This is a genomic window from Herminiimonas sp. KBW02, assembly GCF_003852535.1.
In the GTDB taxonomy this organism is placed as follows: Bacteria; Pseudomonadota; Gammaproteobacteria; order Burkholderiales; family Burkholderiaceae_D; genus Oxalicibacterium.
The window spans coordinates 16,811-37,381 of sequence record NZ_QAJP01000004.1; the positions used below are offsets into that span (position 1 = coordinate 16,811).

General features: G+C 48.3%; 17 protein-coding genes. 8 read left to right on the top strand and 9 right to left on the bottom strand.

Going from position 1 to position 20,571, the window contains the following annotated elements; all coding sequences use genetic code 11:
• Nucleotides 1-105: 105 nt before the first annotated feature.
• Entirely contained in the window at nucleotides 106-882 is a 777-nt protein-coding gene (locus tag DBR37_RS04550) for a S9 family peptidase (protein WP_124573315.1), read from the bottom strand.
• Nucleotides 883-1,185: 303 nt separating this feature from the next.
• On the opposite strand from DBR37_RS04550, the gene DBR37_RS04560 reads away from it, so the two are divergent.
• The 5 genes from DBR37_RS04560 to DBR37_RS04580 all read left to right on the top strand — a co-directional run bounded on the left by DBR37_RS04560 (nucleotide 1,186) and on the right by DBR37_RS04580 (nucleotide 6,520).
• The gene (locus tag DBR37_RS04560) at nucleotides 1,186-1,911 is read left to right on the top strand and encodes a hypothetical protein (RefSeq protein ID WP_124573317.1); all 726 of its coding nucleotides are present in this window, start codon (nucleotides 1,186-1,188) and stop codon (nucleotides 1,909-1,911) included.
• 583 nt (nucleotides 1,912-2,494) lie between these two features.
• The gene (locus tag DBR37_RS04565; protein ID WP_233588323.1) at nucleotides 2,495-2,656 is read left to right on the top strand and encodes an AlpA family transcriptional regulator; all 162 of its coding nucleotides are present in this window, start codon (nucleotides 2,495-2,497) and stop codon (nucleotides 2,654-2,656) included.
• A 13-nt stretch (nucleotides 2,657-2,669) separates the two neighbouring features.
• Nucleotides 2,670-4,025: a DUF3987 domain-containing protein gene (locus tag DBR37_RS04570; protein WP_158610224.1), complete on the top strand. Its 1,356-nt coding sequence runs from the start codon at nucleotides 2,670-2,672 to the stop codon at nucleotides 4,023-4,025.
• A gap of 257 nt (nucleotides 4,026-4,282) precedes the next feature.
• On the top strand, nucleotides 4,283-5,434 hold the full coding sequence (locus DBR37_RS04575; protein ID WP_124573319.1) for an inovirus-type Gp2 protein: 1,152 nt from the start codon (nucleotides 4,283-4,285) through the stop codon (nucleotides 5,432-5,434).
• A gap of 117 nt (nucleotides 5,435-5,551) precedes the next feature.
• Entirely contained in the window at nucleotides 5,552-6,520 is a 969-nt protein-coding gene (locus tag DBR37_RS04580) for a hypothetical protein (protein ID WP_124573320.1), read from the top strand.
• Nucleotides 6,521-6,691: 171 nt separating this feature from the next.
• Here the strand turns inward: DBR37_RS04580 and DBR37_RS04585 are convergent, their stop codons facing one another.
• From DBR37_RS04585 to DBR37_RS04600, 4 genes are read right to left on the bottom strand one after another with little or no spacing between them, the layout of a single operon-like run.
• Complete coding sequence (locus DBR37_RS04585) at nucleotides 6,692-7,921, bottom strand: hypothetical protein (protein ID WP_233588271.1); 1,230 nt, start codon at nucleotides 7,919-7,921, stop codon at nucleotides 6,692-6,694.
• A gap of 11 nt (nucleotides 7,922-7,932) precedes the next feature.
• Complete coding sequence (locus DBR37_RS04590) at nucleotides 7,933-10,743, bottom strand: ATP-binding protein (RefSeq protein WP_124573322.1); 2,811 nt, start codon at nucleotides 10,741-10,743, stop codon at nucleotides 7,933-7,935.
• Nucleotides 10,743-11,432: a hypothetical protein gene (locus DBR37_RS04595; RefSeq protein WP_124573323.1), complete on the bottom strand. Its 690-nt coding sequence runs from the start codon at nucleotides 11,430-11,432 to the stop codon at nucleotides 10,743-10,745. The genes DBR37_RS04590 and DBR37_RS04595 overlap by 1 nt, the downstream gene beginning before the upstream one ends.
• Nucleotides 11,425-12,654: a hypothetical protein gene (locus DBR37_RS04600; protein ID WP_233588324.1), complete on the bottom strand. Its 1,230-nt coding sequence runs from the start codon at nucleotides 12,652-12,654 to the stop codon at nucleotides 11,425-11,427. Before DBR37_RS04600 ends, DBR37_RS04595 begins: the two co-directional genes overlap by 8 nt.
• Nucleotides 12,655-13,162: 508 nt before the next feature.
• On the opposite strand from DBR37_RS04600, the gene DBR37_RS04605 reads away from it, so the two are divergent.
• The 3 genes from DBR37_RS04605 to DBR37_RS04615 all read left to right on the top strand — a co-directional run bounded on the left by DBR37_RS04605 (nucleotide 13,163) and on the right by DBR37_RS04615 (nucleotide 17,295).
• The gene (locus DBR37_RS04605) at nucleotides 13,163-13,873 is read left to right on the top strand and encodes an NYN domain-containing protein (RefSeq protein WP_124573324.1); all 711 of its coding nucleotides are present in this window, start codon (nucleotides 13,163-13,165) and stop codon (nucleotides 13,871-13,873) included.
• A gap of 402 nt (nucleotides 13,874-14,275) precedes the next feature.
• Entirely contained in the window at nucleotides 14,276-16,900 is a 2,625-nt protein-coding gene (locus DBR37_RS04610) for an AAA family ATPase (protein WP_233588272.1), read from the top strand.
• 83 nt (nucleotides 16,901-16,983) lie between these two features.
• Nucleotides 16,984-17,295 (top strand): hypothetical protein, encoded by a 312-nt coding sequence (locus tag DBR37_RS04615; protein ID WP_124573325.1) that lies wholly within the window; start codon nucleotides 16,984-16,986, stop codon nucleotides 17,293-17,295.
• Between the two features lie 305 nt (nucleotides 17,296-17,600).
• On the opposite strand, the gene DBR37_RS04620 is transcribed toward DBR37_RS04615, so the two are convergent.
• The 4 genes from DBR37_RS04620 to DBR37_RS04635 all read right to left on the bottom strand — a co-directional run bounded on the left by DBR37_RS04620 (nucleotide 17,601) and on the right by DBR37_RS04635 (nucleotide 20,411).
• Nucleotides 17,601-18,134: a RadC family protein gene (locus tag DBR37_RS04620; protein WP_124573326.1), complete on the bottom strand. Its 534-nt coding sequence runs from the start codon at nucleotides 18,132-18,134 to the stop codon at nucleotides 17,601-17,603.
• Between the two features lie 157 nt (nucleotides 18,135-18,291).
• Nucleotides 18,292-19,449, bottom strand: a complete 1,158-nt coding sequence (locus DBR37_RS04625; RefSeq protein WP_124573327.1) for an SH3 domain-containing protein — start codon at nucleotides 19,447-19,449, stop codon at nucleotides 18,292-18,294.
• A 136-nt stretch (nucleotides 19,450-19,585) separates the two neighbouring features.
• Nucleotides 19,586-20,047, bottom strand: coding sequence for a hypothetical protein (locus tag DBR37_RS04630; RefSeq protein WP_124573328.1), 462 nt, complete (start codon nucleotides 20,045-20,047; stop codon nucleotides 19,586-19,588).
• Between the two features lie 19 nt (nucleotides 20,048-20,066).
• Nucleotides 20,067-20,411 carry a DUF4190 domain-containing protein gene (locus DBR37_RS04635; protein WP_124573329.1) on the bottom strand — a complete coding sequence of 115 codons (345 nt, stop codon included), beginning with the start codon at nucleotides 20,409-20,411 and terminating at the stop codon, nucleotides 20,067-20,069.
• Nucleotides 20,412-20,571 lie beyond the last annotated feature (160 nt).

Sequence of the window (20,571 nt, forward strand, 5' to 3'; positions counted from 1 at the left end):
TGGTCCACAGAACTAGTCTTCTACTCACTTGAGTATGCGGAACTACATTTTAAGCCTGGGTCAGTTCTCGATGAAAATCAATAATCCACTTATCGGTAATACGACTTAGCTTGCATTACCTTTCAACGATAGATAACGGGATGACCATGCAGTAATTAGATCAGCTACATAGTCGGCATCCCGGCGTTGCGTCAGTAAATGATCTGCATCGTCCAACGAAATAAAACTCTTAGGATGCTTGGCCGCTGCAAAGATACGTGAAGCATTCTCGACATATACCGTATCGTCACCTGGCGCATGCATCACCAATAGTGGACGTTTCAAGGTCGCGATGTGCGAGTGCAAGTCGTTTTCTCGCAACGCATTGATCAGATCTTTGCGAACAAAAAAGGGACGACCAGCTAGGTGGACTTCGGCCTCGCCATCGGCTTCGATTTTTTCTAAAGCAGCAGGGTCGAATTGATGCAGAACGTGTTTTAAATCGTATGGCGAACCGATCGTTACGACCGCGCGGATATTTGGCATCATGCCTGCTGCCATTAAAGATGCTGCACCGCCCAGACTATGACCGATCAGCAAAGAAGGTTCCTTATCAGCTGCAGTCATTGCCTGACCTGCGGCGACCAGGTCCGCCACATCTGCAGCAAAAGTCGAATCACCGAATTTGCCCTGGCTCGCACCCAATCCGGCAAAGTCAAAACGCAACACACCTACACCAAGCGCTCCCAAAGCGCGTGTTGTTCGAGTAGCCGCTAGACTGTCTTTTCCACACGTAAAGCAATGTGCAAAAATCGCCCAAGCATGCGGTGCTTCTGGTCCTTCAATGCGGCCAGATAGCCGATAGCCTTTAGGTCCTTTAAAATCAAATACCTGTGACGCCATGATCATCCTTTAGTATGTAATTCAAACTTGAGCAATCGATGCCCATACTACTTGATTTTTTCGGACACTTGTAAGTGAACATATATAGGTTCAAGCTTTCGGCTTGGTTAAAGACCGAGGCGGCTACGTCGCGTAAGCAACGACGGACTTTGAAAAAGACGCACATCGATCTATGTGCATTGGGATTTGATGGGTCGTATGACCGGGTCTCAGCCTTCGCAAGGCGATGGAAGGTGGATCAGTTTTCGGTAACAATAATTTATGAGCAACAGGCCGTTTTGACTAAAAGACGAACAATATCAGATGGAAAATATGGAAAATATGGAGTGGCTACTCGACTTGCAGGATGACTCCAGCAACGAACGGTGGTTTGATGCCGCTGTGCAGATCAAGTATGAATATCAGCGGATATTACGAGAAAATTTTGATTCAGATGTCGCCAGTCTTCAGGCATATCTGCATCGAGTGGCTCAACTTGGTGCACTTCCTGGTTGGCCTAGACAGTATTGGACGGAAGAAAGCTTCGATGAGCAGGCATTTGTAGAGTTGATCGATACTTATCCTCTAGCCTCCGAAATTCTGACGGATAGCGATGGCGTGTATCGCGAAAATATGGTGTGTTTTTGTAGCGAATTATTGAGAGCTAAACTCGCACTCAAGACTGGTCTAAGGGAAAAAGCATGGTGGCATTTGTCTCGTGCCAGTTTTTATGACGGGCAAGCACAGGGGTATTACCTAAGGGTAAAGCCAGCGGAGGATAAACGGAGGAGCGGGAAAAAAGGCGGGATATCTAAAGAGAAAAATAAGCGGCAAGCGGTTCGGAATGCTTGTATGCAACATCTAAAAAATGATTGTCCCCTAGGGGGGTGGAGCTCTACGAGTGTCGCTATCGCTGCCGTAGCTCCAAAGGTCGAAAAAATGATTAGAAAACAACGCGAAGAAGTCGATGTCCATGAGCTTCTTTACGCTTGGTTGAACGGTGACCTAGAAGTCCAACAAGCAGGTGGTTTCAAAATGCCATGCGCATGATTGCGGTATGGTCGAGCGGTATACGACATTAGCCGATTGAGTAACGTCTCTGATGCGTGCGTTAGCATGCGTTAGTGCAACGTCGAATCTCCATCAAGCACGGCATGATTACATTTCGCCTGCGCGTTCCCACGACGCTGTAGGTCCCTCGTCGGACGTTCCGTGAGTGCCCGACTTCCTGCTATCAATCTTGTCGTTCTGGCGAATCATGAACTCGGGTAGTTTTTGTAAATTCGTTTAGTGACCTCGGGCCAGGCGCGCACGTAATTCTTGCGACGATCTATTTCCTCCTACTATCGCCACACATTAATTTCATATCGCTCGACTCGCGTAGTTGCCGATCACATCGTTTCCTAAATGAAGAAGGTAATTTTTTACAGGTGCTAGGTATCGCGAATTTGGCCCTAATCCTTAATCATTCGTCGAGCTGCAATTCGCAGCGTTCAAAAAAGGATTAGCTATGTACAGAACGACACCGGTAGATACCATTTCGACAACTAAGACCAACTCCAATAGCATGATTACGTCGGGCAACGTCGCTTTATTTTCATCTCAAAAAGATAATTCACTGCGCATCCTGCGCATGAAGCAACTGATTGAGCGCACACAATTATCGCGCTCGACTTTGTACTGGCTTATTGTGAACGACCCAACTTTTCCTCGCAAAATCAAATTGTCTGTACGTACCGTTGGTTATTGCGAATTTTCGGTTGATGCCTGGATTGCATCGCGCATCGCGGCATAGTCGGAGAGAAAAAATGACTAATTTAACTATGTCATTGAAGCATATGGCTACGTATCCTTTTGGGCAGCCACTGGGTGGACTTTTGATGCCTCAGGCGTCATTGTCTCCCCCCGATCTAATGCCTTTCCCTAGCCATTATTATCCGGATGAATTGGGCCAAATGATGAAGCAATTGTGCGGCAGTGGTGCCATCCCGCCTGAACTTGTTGGTACGCAATTAGCTATTTTTTGCGCTTTGGCCGCTCAAGGGGTTGCTGATGTCGCATGGCCAAACGAACAGCCTATGCCTGTCGGCATTAGCGCTGTAATGGGTGTGGGTGCCTCCACTGGCAAGAGTTTTATCGAAAAAATACTCAAGGCTCCCTTCAGCCCCTATCGAGAAGTTCATACGGATGCCAGCGGTGAAAAATACGGTTTCTTGATCGAGGATGCTTCGCGTGAATCTCTGATTGATAGCATGCGTGAATGGCCGGTAGCCGGCTTGATAACGGATGAAGCGGGCATGCTCAAGCCATTACTGCGCCATGCTCACACATTGGCAAAATTGTCAGATGGCTCTTCGTTGCATCACGCACGCAAGGCCACAGGCAGAACTCAGGTGAAGGATCCCCGCCTGGTGATGTTGCTGATGGAGCAGCCTGACTTGTTCCAAGAAACAAAAATCAAGTTAGGTGCAAAAAAGGGTGGCGTCGGGTTGATCAATCGTTGTTTTGTGGTGTCGATACCGCACAAGCTGTCCGAGGGTACATACGATGACGTAAAACTCTCACACGATATGACTGTTTGGTATGAGAAAAAAGTAACCGAGTTGATGGACGCTAGCATTTTCTATCTGAAAGGTGAGACAGCGAAGCGCCCAATACTTAAATTAAGCAATGATGCCCTTCGTCATTTTAAAGGATTGAGTCAGCACGCGAGCAAACAATGCTTGCCTGGTTCGGATTGGTTCTTCATTTCGGAGTATATCGGTCGTCATGCTGAACGTGTCCTGCGATTGGCGGCGATTTTTCATGTCTTCATGCATGGTACTAGCGGCGAAATATCTCTCGATACTTTGTTACGCGCTGAGGGCTTGGGTAACTGGTATATAGAGTCGTTTGCGCAGATCGCCTACGAACCGCCAAAGACGACTCAGGCCGAAGATGATGCTGACAAGCTCGCGGATTGTTTTTACCAATTTTTCTACCAGACCCGGTATTTACAGTTCCCCATGTCTGATCTTCGACATACGGCATTATCAATTGGCCTTACGCCTACTCGTGTTACTCGAGCGCTGGCTACTCTTGGTGAGCAAGGGCGCATTCGTGTCTTCGTACACCTCAAAAAGCCTTGGGTTGAGTTGAACGCATCACGCTTCCCTCAATACTGATCATCAGACTGTTTGCCATGAATGCATTGACATGCATTCATGCGCTTTTATGCCCTGTCGTATCGGAATAACTAAGCATATCGACCATCTTGCAGAAACATCGGTGAGGGTGGCGGCTCGGATTTCCGTGAATGCAGTTTCATGGATGTTTTCTGAAGCGCTGAATTCTGGTTATTAGTGAGATATGCGTTGGTACAAGTGGTTATCCATGCCTCAGATAGCGATAGGGATCAATACCAATATTTGAAGAAATTTATATGAATGCCAATATTAATTTATACACCTTGAAAGCTACCAACGGTACGAACTACATCATGCCCTATGCCTTAGGTGATATCCACCAGTTGATGAGTTTTATGGGTCTGGTCATCAATAGTCAAGTGTTGATGGGTAGTGCGAGTAGTAACAGAAGATATGCCCGCGAACTTAAGAAAACGAGGCTTCATCTCCATATGAAGTGTCTACCTGAATATATTCAGCTTTATTCAAAGAACTACTATTTTTCACCATTGCTTGATTTCTTCTTCGAGCAATATCGTATTCATCCGATCCATGAATGCCTAACGCTTGATGAGTTTGATTCAGACGACATCGATATATTTAATAACTTCATTTCGACAATGCGCCAGCACGCAACAGAGGTAAAGCTAAAGAAAAAGGTGGCTGATTGGCTAAGCAAAAGCAAGAAGAATCAAAAAAGCCTTATGGCGTTTGAAAACAAGTTGTTTAAAAAGAATGCGCGATTGATGGTGATTCGCTTGGATTTTAACTATCACAAGGCTGAGTTTTCGCCAGCCGAAATCGAAGAACTATGTACGCAGAATGCTGCATTGAAAGAGCGTGACCTATCCGACTATTGGGCTGGGGATGACCTTTCAGAAAAACGAGTCATGAAAGGGCGTATTGCGTTAGAAGAGGTTCAGCGTGACCGGAAGCATTTATTCGGAAACATGAAAGGCAAGCCTTCTTTATTTGAGCATCTGGTCGGCTATGCGTGGCGTATTGAATGCGGGCATGAGGCCGGCTATCACTTGCACGTCATGTTTTTCTTTGATGGTTCATATGTCCAGAAGCATGAATATCTCGCTCAAGAAATTGGCGAATACTGGCGTGATGTCATCACGAAAGGCCGTGGCTACTTTGAAAGCTGTAACAGGAACAAGACAAAGTACGGTGGTTACTGGGCGCTTGGCACAATCAATCACTGGGAAGTTGCGAGACGGAATAACTTGAAAGCTGCGATGCAATATTTTTGCAAGACGAATCAGATCGTTCAGGTGGTTCCGTATCGTGGATGCCATCTTTTTGGAACTGGGTTTGCTCGTCGTGACCGTGGAAAGGGAAATCATAGTGGCCGGCCTCGCACGCGTGGCGACTCACCCACACCAAACCAAGGCTCGGCTCTGTGATTTTTTATATCCGTTTTTGTCCTTTTTCTTTTAGATCAAGGACTTATTGAAAAACAAAACAATTGGGGTAGGTGTGGTTAGGTACGCCTACCCAATGAAAAAATATTGAGGTTACTTATGAATATGGGAAGCAAGGATCCGGCGTGGTTCGGGTGTGCGATGTTGGCAATCTTCGCTACGGGGATTTCGCTCAGTCTATCGGTAATTACCGGATGGCAGGTAGGGGATTTCTTTGTGACGAAAGCAATGATGGCTGCGGTTGGTGTATTGGCAGTGATGGCAGCGCATTTAATGCCAGCTTTATACGCTTCGAAATCGCACAAAGTACGCTTTGTCGGTCTGACGTTATGGCTGTTTTGTGTGACATACGTGGCGTTTAGTCATGCGAATTTCTTTCTGCTATCGCAGCAGCAGGCTGGAATGCAGCGGGAAATGGCAATCACGTCTTCGCCCGTAATTGGCAAACCGCAGAAGGATTTGATTGAGGTTTTGAATGACAAGGTCAAGGTGCAGACTGAGTTAGCGAAAATACAATTTCGCTGTCAGGAAGCCTGTACCCGACTGGCTTCGACGAAGGCAAATCTTGAGGCTCGGCTAGCGGTATTGGAGGAACAGGAATCAGTCGCTAGAAACTGGCAGAAGAAGTTGGAGCAGCAACAGAAACGTCAGGAAATTGCCCAAAACAACCCGGCATTAAGTCGATTGGCGGAGTGGTCGAATATGACGATTACCCATTTGGAACTCATCATGGGAATAGTCTTTTCCCTTATTCTTGAAGGGGTGGCCTGCTTTTGTTGGTACTTGGTACTGCAGCGACGTGATTTCTCTTTGACTCATCCCATTGTGACTCCAGTCGTGGCACCAGTCACGGTAATTGAGGATGTGACGAGCGCAAGTCAGATTAGTCAGATGCCAGTTTCACAGCAGTACGATGATCTAGTTGAAAAACTGGCGCAGTTAGTCAAAGGCGGGCACATTAAGCTGACTGTTGCGAGTATCCGCGAGTATTGTCGTTGTGCACAGGGTAAAGCTGCAGATCTGAAACGACTGGTCCAGGAGAGAGTAGATGGAGAATGCGCAGTTTAAAAGTCATTAGGGAGCTTGATCTGCGCGAATGATTATTTGTGACGTGCCTATTGGTGGACGAGAGACAGTTAGAAAACGGCCGATATCAGTATTTGATATCGGCTTAGTTTTAGACGCATTTGCAACTTGGTGGTCGCAACTATACGCATGCAATCGCTTTATCTTTGATGATTAGAGCCACGCCTCTTGTTCAGCCTTACGTCCTTCCTGGGCCATAGCCTCGCACAAAGCACGTAACGTCGGTTGGAGATCTGCCTTCGCAAGCAGGACGCCTAGTAAGCGCCGATCATGATCATTTAATGGCCAACGCTGAATAGTGGCTTCCCATTGTGGGACTCCCATCAAGTGTGGCTCCCAACTAGAACCTTGCTCTTCCCAAAGCCGTCCAACCCCGCAAGCGATGTCAATACCAGCTGGATCAGCATCAGCACTAATCCAGCATGGCGCAGGGGCAAGGCGTAGCAGGTTGGACATAGTGAGCATCCAATCATGAGAAGGGCGACCAGGCATCCAGACTACTGCTATTCCCTGTTGGCGCTGGCTAGCCTGTTTTTCGAAACTTGCGCGATTTTCAATTAGCCACCAGCGTTCGGGTGGGCTCACAGCTTCCAAGTTCCTTAGATCCGCCAACGGTAAGCCTAAGCAATGCAATGGCGCTAGGTCAACCTTATGTTTCCCCCAGAGTAGCTCAATGTCTCCTGCTAACCAAGCGACTTGAGCAAAACGGGCTATGCCTAGTCGTTCTAGATCAAAGATCGATTCCAACCAATGCCATTCGGCAGCTGTCAGCGCCTTGGTTGCATCTCGGGCATGTAGGGCAAAATTGCGACGCGACCCTTCCTGCCGGCTATCGTGCCACGTAGCGATAGACTTCAGTAGAGAAAATCGGCTATCCAAGACTTCTAGACGCAATGATTTGTCTTGTTCCAGCTCGGTCACAGCTCGAGACAACTCGTCCAGCAAGTCAGGGTCTAGTGCTGGCACGACTGTCGTGGTGCACCTTACCTGTAGCCAATCTACTATCTCTCCGACTTTTTCCTGGCGTGCCTGTAAACGCTGACTGGCGCTGGATAGACCCATTAAACTTTGTAAATGAGGCAAGTCACGCCAGGTAATGGATTCCCATAGCCAGTTACCGCCAGCGAGCTGTTCACGCCGCGATATCCATCCATTGTTCAGCATTTTTTGGCAGAGGTCTTCCGCTCGCTCGATAGATATATCGCTGGTTTGAGCTTCTTTCAGCAATGCTCCACGTTTACGTGTTTGAGCATCACTACGTGCCCAACGTAATAAAAGTGCTTTCTGATCGGCATCGAGCAAAGGCAGCGTTAGCGGTACAGGCTTAGAGGAGCACAAGTCGCGCGCGTTGCGACCTTTGGGCGTGACTCCTATATCTTGCATAGCCTGCCTGCTCAAGCAGCACCTGAGCGACGCTGTAAGACACCGATCGGCGGCGCCCATCGTGCTTCTTTCAGTTTTTTGGAGGTGACTAGCGTGATATCGGCAGGCTCAAATACCTCTACGTTGTGAGTGATAGGTGTAGTTAACACATATTGTGCTCGTGTTGATTTGAGGAAGTGCCCCACGAGTTGAATGTTACGTACATCTAAATGAGCAAAAGGCTCGTCAATAAAAACAAAGCCGCCAGGCACATCTTCGTCTTTGAGCAAACCTACGAGCAGAATCAAGGACTTAATTACTTGTTGTCCGCCCGAGGCTTCGCCATCGTTCAAGCCAATTTCGCCTTTTCCATCAAAATTGAAGCTGACTTTTAGCTCGGCTTGGCGCAATACGTTGTCATCATTCTCTAGGTGCGGTAAATCAGCGCTCACGTCGACACCAGCTAACAGGCCCAATTCGACAATATTTTTACGATAGCGTCGGATGGTTGCGCGCAACACATCGATATACCGTTCGCGAGCATTGTCCACTGCTACAGCTGCTGCCGAATTGCTTGACTTACGTGCATCAAGGTCGATACGCTGTTTGCTGACTGTTCCTCGCATAAGCGTTTGTTTTTCTTCGACAGTAGCGTCTGTTTCCCAGTTTCCGCTTTGTAATTCGTTTTCTACCGATGTCATACGCAACTCTGCTTGTTTGGCATTCGCGTACGTAACGTAGAGTGACTCTAACGCGGTAGCAGTAACCCATCTCGAGGGAAGCTGTCGTTTCTGTGTATTTGAAGCGGTAGCTTTCGTACGTTGCTCATCGTAGCGGTTACGCCACTCTCGCTCTTGGCGGTCGGCCTCACCCTCACTGTCACGCAGCTGCCTTTGCAAGGTCTCGTAATTAGTAAGCGCTTTAGTCTGGGCTTCTACGGCGCTGGAATGTTCCAAATCCAGGCTTTGCCAGCGTTCACTGGCGGCAACGCGGGCTTGTTTGAGCGCAGGTAGCTGTCTACGACTAAGCTCGAATTCTTCACTATGTTTTGCCAATTCTTCTGCTGCACGATGCCCTTTGCTTGCCTCGACCGCGTCATCAAATTGACGATTAACCGTTTTTTGCTTTATTGCCACCTCAGTGAGTTGCTTATCTAGCGCGTTGAGTCGCTTTTCGATGGATTCTTTACGAGCGGTGAGAGCGGCGACGCCGAACTGATAATCGCTTGCATCACTCCAGACGCTACGTCCGCCACGGCCATCTCGCAGGTAAGCAAGTGGTGTGATCCATTCTCCGCCCCGTTTTGCGCCTTCTTTGGTATCGCTAACAAGGTGAATTTGAGCTAATTGTCGTAGTAGCCAAGTGGGTACTTTTTCCGAGAAGCGTAATACTGCCAGCAGGCTATCAGCCGGTGGTTGCATCGGAGCGGGTGCCGTATCTGAGACAACATAGTGTCTGTAGCGCTCACGTTCAGCGATCGCCATGGCACGCCCTTCATCTTTTGGGTCATCCAAAACTACGATCCAACGAGAAGCGCGTAAAACCCCTTCCGCCGCTGCGCGCCAAGTATCGTCGGTGATTTCGATAACATTAGCCAAGAAATGGTGGCTGATATTTTCTTGCTTGAGCATGCGCTCAAACCGTTGTACTTCGGAAGGCGGTGGCGCTTGATGCTTGCCTTGCAATCCGTCCCAAGCGCTTTGGGCTTCGTTGCGCTGGATTTCTAAGCTGCGCCACAGGTCAGCTAATTTAGACTTCTCTTGTTCCAACTCCTGCAGGCGTGCTGAGAGCTGCGCAGCATCACTCTCGACTGCCGCTAGAGACATCAGTTCGTTGGCGCGATTGACCATTTCTTCAACCGGTCGTTCGGCATCCCGTGCCTTAACTTGGGCATCCTGAGCATTTTTTTTGGCAGTTTCCAAGTCCCGTACTTTATTGACAACGGCTTGGCTCTCTTCGAATAGTCGAAGTAGTCGCGCGCTGTCGTCAGCACGTTGGCGCCGCTGCGAACTGGCATGTAGACGCTGGCGATGTAATTCTCGCAAGCGGGTGGCACTTGTCTGCCGGTCTTCATGCCAGGTCAACACAGGGATCACTTCGGTCGCGAGTAATTCCCGTTCCCGCAGCTTTATTTGATATTGGCGATAGAGGTTAACGCGTCCGTCCAGTACCGCCAACTGAGCTTCGCCGTGCGTTAACTCACGCTCAGCGGATTCGACTTCTGCGGTCAGTTCTCGTTGATGGCGGCGTGCTTCTTCATAGCGATCCAAGACTTCTTGGTCGCCGAACACTTCAAATACTAAGCGTAGCAGCTCCTTTGGTGAGAATTCGCAGAGTCTGTCGGTTTGACCTTGTTCTAAAGCCAATACCCGGGCAATCGCCCGCGAAAGTCCAGCGCCTTCCAGGCGTTTGCGCCAATGTTCTACACCCAGCCATTCTTTATCGGCCATCTCGGCTAAGGTCTCAATCGAGACGTCGCCGTCGCTCATCGAGTAGCGCCGTTGCCAGTCGCCACCATTACGCTCAATGCGACAAGCTAGGGTAACTTGGTCTGCGTATAAAAGATTGCGTGCAAAAGGACGGGTCGACGTTTGTCGCGAATGTGGGCGGTTATCAACCGTAGCCCGTAACCAGGTCGTATCAGCATTGGCGTGACGCGCATAGGTTTTATAGCTGCGCCCCCCGGAGCATTCCAGCCCAAGAAGGGTACGCATAGCGTCGAGCAAAGTGGTCTTGCCTGAGCCGTTTGGTCCGGCTACTGTGATAATGGCACCGTCCAACGGCAATGTCAGACGTTGGCAGTAGTCCCATTGGAGTAGTTCAAGCGATTGCAAGTGAAACATCAGGCACCTTTCTCTTCATCTTGCACTTCGGGCATTTCTGCTTCTTGGCTTTTTACGCGTGTCAGTACGTCTCCCAGGGCGCCGTCAAGTATGCGCGGGGCTAGCGAGTCGTAGTCGAGCAGAAGGTCCAGCAATGGCCCTTCGATAATGTCGTCGCCGCGGCGAAGAATGAAGCCGTTTGTTTCAAGTCGCTTGAGATTGCCATCCATTCGCGTTTTCTTCCCCAACTGCGTACCAAAATCGGCTAGTAAAGCCTTATATGAAACAACTGGGCTAACCGTAGCAGCACTAGGCAGGGGTTTGTCACTATTAAACATCTCCTCCTGGATATCCCCATTTGACGTAGAGGCACGGGCGGATTGCCGTTCCCGCTTAGGTAATACGATGAGAGACCACAACACGACTAGCAGTGAAACGGCATCGCGTGGCAATTCCAAATTATTGTTGGCATTCAGTCCCGCCTCGCCGAACACGGCTGATTCAGCGTTGCGTAAAAGAGCGACGCAGATATGATCTGCATAGATGTTATCTATTAAACGCAGACCTACCTGTGCCAAACGCTCTTGCACGGCTTGCCACATGTCGGCTTCGATCAGAGCACGACGTACCCGTGGATGTTTACGAGGTAACCAGCGGCGTGCCAATAACTCGGCTGCCAACAATCCAGCATCGTCAATTACTTCATTCATTGGATTCTCTTGAAATATCAGGATGTAACGCCCCTAGGCTTAAGGCGCACACATTAGGGTCATCAACCCGCTCAATAGCTGGAAGAAAGCTAGCTTGCCAGGGCAATCGTGCCAAATCACCGGTCTGGCCTTTTAAGGTTCGAGATTGATGGTCGCCGAGCAAAGGCAATAATTGCATGCGATAGGCCGCCTGAGAAAAACGGCCGCCGAGCACAACTTGCTGCAATGGCAAAGGCTCTGCCATTTCACCTTCCGGCAACGCACCTAACCGGGTCAGTTGATCGATTAACTCATTCAATTCAGCTGGCATGCTGAGAACCTCTATCTCGCCCGCTGCAGCTTGCGCGGGAGGTGGGAGTCCTTCGGAACGTCTTGGATTTGGTCTGTCGCGCTCAAATTCTCCCTCGGCTACGTCCACTAATTCATGACCGCTTACAAAGATCGGCTGAACACCGATAGAAAGTGCGTCACCGAGTAATGTCGGCAAAAAAGGATAGGTTTGCAGCCATTGGCGTACGTCGGAGCTGGTAACGCCGGTACTACCCAGCGTTACTCGCTGACGGTCAGCCTGTTGTAGCGCGCGCGTGAACTGGCTGGCCATGGATAGCAAACGTGCTTGTCCATTGCCTAAGGCACGCGCTTCACGCTCCAAGCGTGCATCGTCGTGTTCGCTACGGATTAATGCGGTAAGCGCTTCGCCGGCACGTCCGACTAATTTCAGGGCACGCTCAAAGCGCGGCTGTGCTTCACGTAATCTGGCTTCGGAACCACTAGCGATGGCGTCGGCGAATTCATCATACAAGCGAGCCAATTGCGCATGCAGATGCCGAATCTGGCTAGCATCCGAAAGACCCATGGCTTGTGCGCCCGCTACCTGCGCCAGAAGGGAAGCCATCTCATCATCTTCGCTGCTTGCCCTAGTCAGTGGAGCCAGGAGCGCTTGTACCTGTAACGCAAGTGAGGATAAATAGTAATCCTGTGCGGTTGCATCCCAGACTAGTAAAGTTAATTCCCGCAGTCGCTTAAGGACGGCGTCCAATACTTCGGGTTTGAGATTGTAGAAAAGTTGGTTGAGATCGTCTCGGAGCAATCGCCCCTTAGGCTGCGCAGCAAGTTCGAGAAACACCCATATGCGCAGGCGAGCCGCAGCATGCCCGCCCGACAACAAGCCGCGCAAGGCATCTAGTACGTCCAAATGCTGGTTTAATCCCCAAGCCAGCATGGATTCTGTCGCTAAGCTGGGATCACGAAAATACCCATCGAAGGAGTCGAATTCTTGTTCATCAACCTGGAGCGGTTGATTCAGTTCTTCAGCCAATTTGGTTTTTCTATTAAATTGAACGCATACATCATACCGGAACGATTGCATCATTAATAACACGTCCCGTCCTCATGTTCGAGAGGGAGGGAGTATTCGCATGCTACTTGCCTGTAGTTCGTAAAGCAAAGTTACAGCTCAGAGGATTATAAAAAGTTGGCGTTCTGATTTTCTAACTTGGTGCTGAAAGCAGGCGTCTCAAGCGGTCCATGCTAATGGCAGCTTTGCTTTTGGGCTTAGTGGAAATATACGTGTGCATACTCAGCGTACCTCTGAAAAGCCAATTCCGCTCCGGCTATGAGTTGAAAAATAGTAGATTTTTACATGTGGAAGGAATTCAAATATCCCATGTTTATGGGATATTGCTCAGTCAGCCACCTCTGTATCGTTCGATTTTCTTCTGGGGTTTGACATGGCTGAGTACGCAAAGCAGGGTGATCGAGTAGCTGTTTTGGTGGATTGTGACAATACATCCCCTGAGATTCTTGAATATGCGTTACGTGTCGTTGCTCAGTTTGGACGAGTTGTCGTGCGTCGCGGCTATGGTAATCACGCCACTCTGGCAAACAAGTGGCAAGAGGCTTTAGTGCGTCTCGCATTTACGCCATGTCTTCAATATCAATACGCGGCGGGCAAGAACACTTCAGACATCGCACTGGCACTGGATGCACTTGAAGATTTGTTTGATCACCGTGCCGATACGTATTGCCTCGTTACCAGTGATTCAGATTTCGCATACTTGTGCCGCAAGTTGCGTGAACGTGGGGCAACCGTATGCATCGTGGGGGAAGACAAAACACCGGATGCTTTACGAAACGCCAGCGATCAGTTTTTTGAATATCAGAAGCCCGAAGCAGAGAATGCGAAGGTGGGCACTGCCAAGAAATCTAAGAAAAGACCTAAAGCCTTGATCGCAGCCGTTTCTCTTATGGCAGCGGAGAGTGCAGAAGGATGGGTCGGTTTGGGCGCTCTGGGTCAATATATGCGTAGAACAGATCCTGGCTTTTCTCCGCAAAAGAATGGTTACGGTGGATTGCTTGAGATGGTAGAGAGCTACCCTGGTTTGACGACTCGACGAGATGGTGGAGGCCATTGGGTACAAGTAAAGGAGAAAGCTGAGTGAGGTAGAGGGAGGGCAAGTAGATTAGGAAAATTCGTCGCCAAAATTCCAATTTAATAAGTGGCATTCTTTCTCTGCGATAGACTCTCCCTCATTACCTTCAGGAAGTATCATGATTAAGTCAAATCGAAATACGAATCCATTCGGAAAGCACATAGCTACTTTGGGTTATCAAGCAAATTAATTCGCGAAACTAAGACCCGACCAGATCCCGATAGAGCACGAGAGGCAACAGAACGTGCTCTCTATGCTCTATCCACTTCACTAATTTGATTGAAACTCGAAACTGAGCTCTTCGAATATCTTAGTTCTTTATCTTAGCTGGAGACTGTAACGCATGCTGGTAAGCATCATTGATAGAAGGTAAAGCGCTTAGTACATTACCACTCGATAGAAGGAAGCATTGTGAACGCAAAAGAAGAAAACGGGAATGCCGTATTGCAGCCATTCGAAAAATGGCTTTCCGAACGCCATAAATGGCTTCAGACGGCGGCAGTGTGGATGATTGAAAATAGAACTCGGCCTAATGAAAAGGTCATACGGCACTTCGCTGATTTGTGTTTACTTGAAGCGACCAAAGTGGAAAGTAAGGATTTTCGAAAGATCACGCCAGGATCTTTGGAACAGGCTGCAATGCGGCCGCAGCTTAGCTTAGTTGAGCTAGCTGATGTTTCTGGCGTCAATGCAATTAAGACTGGCGCTAAATTGACGTTCGGGAAGACTGGTTTAACGGTGGTATACGGTTCTAACGGATCGGGGAAGAGCGGATATGCCCGGTTGTTAAAACAGATTTGCGGATCACGTGCAAAAGAAGATCTGCTAAAAAATGTGTTTGATAAAAAGGCTGGTGAACCAACGGCCAAGGTTTTGATCGAGAAGGGGGGCGAGAGCATTCAACTCGATTGGATCTTGGAAAATGGTGGTCTTGCAGATCTTCGCCATGTGCATGTCTTCGACGCCGCGACGGCTGCTCTGTATTTTGGGCCTAAAAATGAAGCAACTTATGAGCCTTCCAGAATGAGGTTTGTTTCTTCGCTCATTCGCCTCAGCGACGAAGTAGCTGAGGAGCTAAATTCTAGAAAAGAGCGTCTAATTAGCAAATTACCCATCATGTCACCAGCTCTGGCAGGGACGCCGTCCGCTCAATGGCTTAATGCGATGAAATTGACAACGACTCAAGCAGAGGTCGACATCGCTTGTCAATATACGGAAGAATTAGACGCTGAAAGAGTAAGTGCAGAAGGTGCATTGGCGGAAAAGGATATTCCCGGTCGCTTGAAAGTTCTTGACCAAGAACTCCTCGCCGTAAATAACGTTAAAAGCTTATTTGAGACGTGGAAGAATGGCCTCGATGATACAAAAGTCGAAGCGATTATCGCTGCGAGGGTTGACGCCGCGCAAAAACGAAAGCTTGCGAATCAGGATGCAGAGAAGGTATTCGCCGACGCATCATTGGAGGGAGTCGGAAATGATGCCTGGAGAGCACTGTGGAATAAAGCTCGTGAATTCTCAGAAGCTCATGCCTATGCCGGATTGGTCTATCCGCACGTTGAAGAAGATGCAAAATGTGTCCTGTGTCAGCAACCGTTGGAAAATGACGCAAAAAACCGCATGCGCCAATTTGAAACATTTGTGAGAGGAGCTCTAGAACGCGACGCCCTGGCTTCAGAGCAAACGCTGAAAGTTCTTTTGAATGCATTGCCGGTAATTCCTAGTGTGGAGACTTGGCTAGTAAGCGCCGGTATTCTTAAGTTCGAAGAAGAGAAGGCTCAAGCCTGGCTTTCGTCGCTTCAGTCCAGAAGAACAGCTTTAGATACCGAAGATAAGAAAGAGGCGGTGGGTAGCGTGGAGTGGGAGATTGTAGGCGCATTGATTACAACTTCCATCCAAACAAAAAATCAAGAAAAGACCTCCCTGGAGGAATTGCAGAAGGACGGTACGCGACAAAAGAAGGCTGCGCGTGTGCTCGAATTATCTGCACTCCAATGGCTTAGTCAGCAAAAAAATGCCATTCTTGAAGAACTTCAGCGACGCAAGGACGTTGCTGCATTTGTCAACGCAGGCTCTCTGACATCAACAGCCTTGTTAACAAAGAAGAATACGGAGTTGTCTGTAAAGGAGCTAAGCGAAGGCTATCAGGCACGATTTGAGCTTGAGCTGAAGGCGCTAAATGGGACAAGGCTTCCTGTGATGCCTAAGAGTCGTCAGCTAGGCAAAGGTAAGGTGACTTTCAATTTGATAGTTAAGGATGCAGATGAAGGTATTAAGGCTGAATCTATTCTGAGCGAAGGAGAAAGACGAATTATCGCTTTAGCGGCTTTCCTTGCAGATATATCCGGCTCAGAGCAGAGCACACCATTTATCTTTGATGATCCAATTTCCTCGCTCGACCAAGACTTTGAGGAGCATGTCGTCGAACGACTAGTTAGCCTTGCGCAACAACGGCAGGTGATTATTTTTACACACCGACTATCTTTGCTCGTTCTTGTAGAGACCATTGTGAAGAAACTGGCTGATCAGGCGAAGCTTCAGCAGGTGGTGGCGCCGGTTACATTGCATACTTCCTCATTGCGACGAATGGGGCGCACTGTCGGTTTGGTGAGCGACATGAGCGTACGAGATGCAAAGCCGGAGAAGGCTTTGAATAAGCTGCTTCTCGAATCTATTCCTCAGTTGCGTAAGTTAATGGATGATAGTGATGTAGGCGGGTTCGACGAAAAAGCGAAATCTATCTGTAGTGATTTCCGAATTCTCGTTGAACGTTGTGTTGAGATTGTGCTTTTAAACGAAGTCGTTGTTAGGTTTCGCCGCAGCATCACGACACAAGGACGAATTGCTAGTCTCGCCAGGATACGCGTAGACGATTGCGCCATGATTGATGCTCTGATGAGCAGATATTCTGTGTACGAACACTCGCAGTCAGAAGAGCTCCCAGCGCAACAGGTAGATATCGATCAGTTGGAAGAAGATGTGGCGAAGCTGTCTGGATGGGTCAAAGAGTTTTTGGCTCGACCAACTGTAAGCTCGTAGCAGTGTAGAGACGACTGTAATCGACCAAAAATAGAGATTCAGATAGTGCAAAATTGTCCTCAATACATTACCGATAGACACCTATGAATATCACAGTAAATCGACAGGCTTGTTGTTCTCAAGATGACCAAATTGGTCCTCTTGAGATTAAGTACAGCATTGAAGTCGACTCAACTTTTTCATTACTTGTTGACGAAATTATTAAGTCACTTTTTCTACAGTTTTCGTCCTCTCACAATCGCATAATGGGAGAAGTAGATGGCATAGAGCTTGTTGAAATTTTCTCGCCACACAGCGTGAATGTAAGGCAACCTGAGTTTAAAGTGAACCCAAACATGCGAGTTGTTGATGTCCTTGGTGCCAAAGCCTTAGTATTTAATTTCCGTAATGTTTGACACACGGATTTCTAATAACGTGTACGGCTGTGCCGATCAATGTCAGCTTTGGATCGAGAGCAGACGTCTACTAACGGCCAATAGCGGACGTCCATGAAAAATAAAAGCGACCAGTTGGTCGCTTTTATTTTTCACTCGGAAGCCTACAAACTTGGTGGCTAGGGCTATGAATGTTAAGGAAAGATCGAAGAAAAATGAGCGCCTACCTGATCTGTTCCAAGGTAACCTTCAGCAATAGCTTTAATAAGCCCTTCTCAATTTAAATCTCCTCCTACCGCAACTCCTAATAGGATTTGCCTTGTGAGCTAGGCATTTGTGAGCAATCCGTTCTCGGCGAATGAAAATGCCGGCCCTTCTCCAATGATGAAATGATCTAGTACACGAACGTCGATCGATTCCAAAAGTGACGTAAGGCGCTTAGTAAGCAATTTATCTGCTTCACTGGGCTGGGTACTGCCGGAGGGATGGTTATGTGCCAAGATCATCGACGCCGCATTGAGTGACATGGCGCGTTGAACGATTACGCGTGGGTGAACCGACGTCTGATGAATCGTTCCAAAGAACAGTGGTTCGTAAGCGATAACGCGATGTAGCGCATCCATAAAAACTACCGCGAAGACCTCTCGTTGCTCATTGATTAGTTGTAGGCGCAAATAATCCTTTACTTCTTGAGGGCAGCTTAATTTCGGCCCGTGTTTGATGACGTGTTCATCCAAGATTTCAATGGCGCGGTGCACAATCCAAGTATCTATGGCGGTAAGGTCGCTTAAGAAATCACTCCAAAGTCGCGGATTCTCGGTATCTTGAGTCAATGCGTATGTATCGATATTGGTCGTCATAGAACCTCCAGGTTGGGAGAGTGCAGGTCGGGAAATGACAGCACTTTTCGAGTATGTTGAATATGAGGTCGAAAAAAAGACCGCCGAAGCGGTCTTAAGGGGCGAGGGAAAGCGGTCTTTGCATTCTCCTTCGTGAAATTTTTGTTTTGAGTGCTGTTTAGAATCTCTGTTGCATTAAAACGATGCGGCTGCGATGGATAAAACCAATACGATTTCCTCCGATCTGAACTTTCCACCAATCAGAGTTTTGTGGATGTGTCTGAAAGGATGTCCCGCTTTCCACACGTCCGATGATGCTGCTCTGTCCGCTCGCTTGAGCGCGAACGTTTGTATAGCCGTCTGGATCATCAATGACGGCCTCAGCAGAAAATTCTCGTACGGACCGTGGTTGAATCTGTTTTCCATTGTCCTTCAGGACGCCGTTTGTAAATATGTACTGATGTGATTCGTTCCCTTGTCCTTGCATCGTGACCACTACCGAGTCGGCTCTACGCTCGGCTTGATAGATGTCCGAGCATGTTCCGAATGTCGGATAGCTTTGTGCACCACTCGCTCTGACCACGACAAAATTGAATAACGCAGGACATGCCGAACCGCCGGTATTTTCAATAAGGACGATATGATCATCGCCGATACGGTACGACTCTTTGATGGACAATGAGGAGTTCGCTTGGATGGCTGGTTTGACCAAACGGCCATTCAGGATGAGTTGGGCGTGCTCATTGGTCGTGAGATGGCCGTAACGTGTTTCTAATAAATCGACTCCTTCTTTGTCTACGTTAGCTAATGTATTTTCATCATGTACATGCACAACGGGTGCTGCGCTCTCTGTTTCAATCGGTGGAACTGACAAATTGAGCCCCGCTACTACCTCATCGCTTGGGGATGGCTTTCTATGCTCGCCTGTACTGAAGCCAATCAGTAAATTAATTACTACTGCAGCAATCAAGACGACAACGCCGGCGATGGACCATCGTCGCTGCGATTTGTTGAATTCTTCTATATTGGCCCAATTGCCTTTTCGCCAGGCTAGTTCGCGGCCTTTGAAACCAAGCCAGAAGCTGATGCCAAATCCGACGATGGGAATGAGTGCTAGCAAACCTAGCCAAACCCGAAATCGGATGGCCCAGATCGCGTTTAATAAGAGACCTCCCCAGCACCAGCCTTGAATACCCTCGGGGAGGGGTTCCAATACTTGTTTTGAGACAGGTGTCTTTGCTGGGGAGATGAATTTCGCGGCTTGAGGTGCGCCGCACTCGGGGCAATGAATAGCGTTATCGGGAATTTCTTTACTACAGGCGTGGCACAAGGTCATGGCTATTTATTCCTCTATCTGAAAGGCACTTTTATCGTTGTATTGGTAGAGCTTTATTGCGGCTTGAGAATGACGGGCGGCAGTGCGAGGAAATAAGAAAACAGGTCTTCCTTGCGAGGTTCCGCCATTGCCGTTTTTATCCCCCGATGAATGCGGTACTGAGCTGGACAAAAACGAACGTGCCTATCCATGTCCAAAAGTAGGCTGGACTATGATTGAAGGCCTTGGCGCGTTTCCAGAGATAGACCGGGACCAGGATGGAAAATTTTCCAAAGTTGGCTGTATTGATACCATCTTTCTTTAGGCCTGCCTCGTCTCCCATGCAGAGACTAATATTGAGTATTAGCGAGATATACCAGTACTTGCTAGCAGCCATGTCTTGCATCGCGTAATACTGGCTTGGTGCGAACACGCCGGCCACAATGCTTTCCACAAAAAGACCGATTAGTGGGGCAAATGCGAGAGTCCACATAATCTTGTTGTTTGGGTTTGACACAGGCGAAGATGCTTTGGTCGCTGGTGCACCGCACTTTGGACACGCTGGCGCCGTTTCATGGATTTGATGAGAGCAATGTTGGCAGTTGAGAAAAGTACTCATTTTTTCCTTTATCTGAAGATTAGTTAGGTTGGCTATTTCCTAAAACAATAAGAAATCCGAGTATTGCGAAGGTAATCGCGACAATTGCTAAGGTCTTCAGTGGTTTGTGTTGATACAAACTGATGCTCGCTAGGATCACGCTGCTTATTCCTAAAATACCCGAGCCCACAATTACGTCGAGGTCGTATCCCCCTTCGAAATCCAGACTACCTAGAAACATAAAGCCGGCGAGAATCGCTGAAACGATGCTCATCCAGCCGGACTCTTTATTGACGCTCGCTGCAACCGCTTGAGTGGCGCCACACTGAGGACAGGAGGGGGCGCTTTCGTGTATTTCTTTGCTGCATCCGCGGCAAAAAACCATGGTGATTCTCCTATTTAGAAATGATGGGCAAGACCGCAGGGTTAATGTTTGTTGTTGAAAATTCAGCAATGCTCTTGCTTAGAGCATATTGGCTAGTAGCAACATGATATATCCTAAAACCGGTTTTGGGATATCCTAAATTGGGTTTGAGAATGACTGG

Excerpts from the sequence above, each read along its gene's own strand:
- DBR37_RS04565 (WP_233588323.1), top strand. The coding sequence starts at position 2,495 with ATGAAGCAACTGATTGAGCGCACACAATTATCGCGCTCGACTTTGTAC.
- DBR37_RS04620 (WP_124573326.1), bottom strand. The coding sequence starts at position 18,134 with ATGACGACCAATATCGATACATACGCATTGACTCAAGATACCGAGAAT.
- DBR37_RS04635 (WP_124573329.1), bottom strand. The coding sequence starts at position 20,411 with ATGGTTTTTTGCCGCGGATGCAGCAAAGAAATACACGAAAGCGCCCCC.
- DBR37_RS04590 (WP_124573322.1), bottom strand. The coding sequence starts at position 10,743 with ATGTTTCACTTGCAATCGCTTGAACTACTCCAATGGGACTACTGCCAA.
- DBR37_RS04595 (WP_124573323.1), bottom strand. The coding sequence starts at position 11,432 with ATGAATGAAGTAATTGACGATGCTGGATTGTTGGCAGCCGAGTTATTG.
- DBR37_RS04570 (WP_158610224.1), top strand. The coding sequence starts at position 2,670 with ATGACTAATTTAACTATGTCATTGAAGCATATGGCTACGTATCCTTTT.
- DBR37_RS04575 (WP_124573319.1), top strand. The coding sequence starts at position 4,283 with ATGAATGCCAATATTAATTTATACACCTTGAAAGCTACCAACGGTACG.
- DBR37_RS04605 (WP_124573324.1), top strand. The coding sequence starts at position 13,163 with ATGGCTGAGTACGCAAAGCAGGGTGATCGAGTAGCTGTTTTGGTGGAT.
- DBR37_RS04625 (WP_124573327.1), bottom strand. The coding sequence starts at position 19,449 with ATGACCTTGTGCCACGCCTGTAGTAAAGAAATTCCCGATAACGCTATT.
- DBR37_RS04600 (WP_233588324.1), bottom strand. The coding sequence starts at position 12,654 with ATGCTGGCTTGGGGATTAAACCAGCATTTGGACGTACTAGATGCCTTG.
- DBR37_RS04585 (WP_233588271.1), bottom strand. The coding sequence starts at position 7,921 with ATGCAAGATATAGGAGTCACGCCCAAAGGTCGCAACGCGCGCGACTTG.
- DBR37_RS04560 (WP_124573317.1), top strand. The coding sequence starts at position 1,186 with ATGGAAAATATGGAAAATATGGAGTGGCTACTCGACTTGCAGGATGAC.
- DBR37_RS04580 (WP_124573320.1), top strand. The coding sequence starts at position 5,552 with ATGAATATGGGAAGCAAGGATCCGGCGTGGTTCGGGTGTGCGATGTTG.
- DBR37_RS04615 (WP_124573325.1), top strand. The coding sequence starts at position 16,984 with ATGAATATCACAGTAAATCGACAGGCTTGTTGTTCTCAAGATGACCAA.
- DBR37_RS04550 (WP_124573315.1), bottom strand. The coding sequence starts at position 882 with ATGGCGTCACAGGTATTTGATTTTAAAGGACCTAAAGGCTATCGGCTA.
- DBR37_RS04630 (WP_124573328.1), bottom strand. The coding sequence starts at position 20,047 with ATGAGTACTTTTCTCAACTGCCAACATTGCTCTCATCAAATCCATGAA.